This window comes from Treponema endosymbiont of Eucomonympha sp. (assembly GCF_001028545.1).
Genome location: NZ_BBPW01000260.1, coordinates 1 through 1,227 on the forward strand (window position 1 = coordinate 1; position 1,227 = coordinate 1,227).

General features: G+C 38.9%; 3 protein-coding genes. All 3 read right to left on the reverse strand.

Annotation, left to right across the window (positions count from 1 at the left end; genetic code table 11):
• Window positions 1-125, reverse strand: a 125-nt coding sequence (locus AWU74_RS13520; protein WP_438816363.1) for a cytidylyltransferase domain-containing protein, incomplete at its 3' end; no start/stop codon positions are given.
• Window positions 122-946, reverse strand: coding sequence for a 3-deoxy-manno-octulosonate cytidylyltransferase (locus AWU74_RS06400; protein ID WP_202966417.1), 825 nt, complete (start codon window positions 944-946; stop codon window positions 122-124). The genes AWU74_RS13520 and AWU74_RS06400, both read right to left, overlap by 4 nt.
• A 26-nt stretch (window positions 947-972) precedes the next feature.
• Window positions 973-1,227 (reverse strand): RraA family protein (locus AWU74_RS11820; protein WP_202966418.1); only part of this gene is annotated, 255 nt, incomplete at its 5' end.

Consider the following 1,227-nt stretch of genomic DNA (forward strand, 5'->3'; position numbering starts at 1 on the left):
AAATTAACTTTTTTCACCTGTTGATACACCCACCACACCATGGGCTTTCCGCATATATCAACGAGTGGTTTCCCCGGGAAACGGCTTGACGCATAACGCGCCGGAATTACACCTACAACTTTCATGCTGCCCTCCTCAAATCTGAGAAAGGCGATTTTCTACCCCTATCTATTAGCCTACACGGGGGGGGGGTATTGCTACGTTCGGAAATAATCCGTCGCACGCGTTCTAAATCTTTCGGAGTATCTACCGATATGGTTTCCGTATCATAAGTAATAGCTTTAATTTTTACTTGATTTTCAAGCAATCGCATAAAATCATGATTTTCCGCTTTGTCCAAAGGACCTTTTATGAGGGAGTAATAATTCTTTAATACGGGCAATGGATATGCATACACGCCAACTGATTTGTAATAATCAAAATTCATCGCCGTTTGCGGAAATGGAATAGGGCTTCTTGAGGCTAATAAAACGGTGTCATATAAATCTGTAGCAATCTTAATAATTGTTGGATTTACCGCATCAACTGGCAGATGTATTTGAGTTTTATACGTATACACACAGGACAGATCTTTATTTATATCTTGGCTGGATACCAGTTGTATCATATCAGAAATTGTTTCAGACTCCAGCAATGGCTCATCACCTTGAATCAAAATATAATAATCTGATGTTATTCTTGATGCAACTTCGGCAAGCCGTTCAACACCGGTTGTGTGTTTATCAGAAGTCATTATCGTCTTAATATCTAAATTATTACACACCGATTCAATCCTCTGATCATCAGTTGCCACATATAAATCATCAAGACCGCTTGCCTTTTTAGCATTTTGATACGTCCACCAGATCATGGGTTTTCCGCATATATCAGCTAAAGGCTTACCCGGAAATCTGGAAGATTGATACCGTGCTGGTATAACGCCAATAAAATGCAAATCATTGCACATAAAACACCTTCTCAATTTTTCGCTATTCAAAATGACTTAACTTGTTTAAGTAAATCCTCAATCGATATGCCGCTGTCAATCAGAGCAATTATACGTTTCTCTTCGGCCTCATTTTTTTCAGCTAAAGCCAGTACTTTTTGCTCAATTTCTTTTGGAATGACACAAATTGCATCGTTATCTGCAAAAATTAAATCATCCTTATGGATTTCAACGCCATCGACCAGTATATCTACATCAACAGCCTGTACTCGTCCACGGCCTTTTATATCTACCGGAGAATA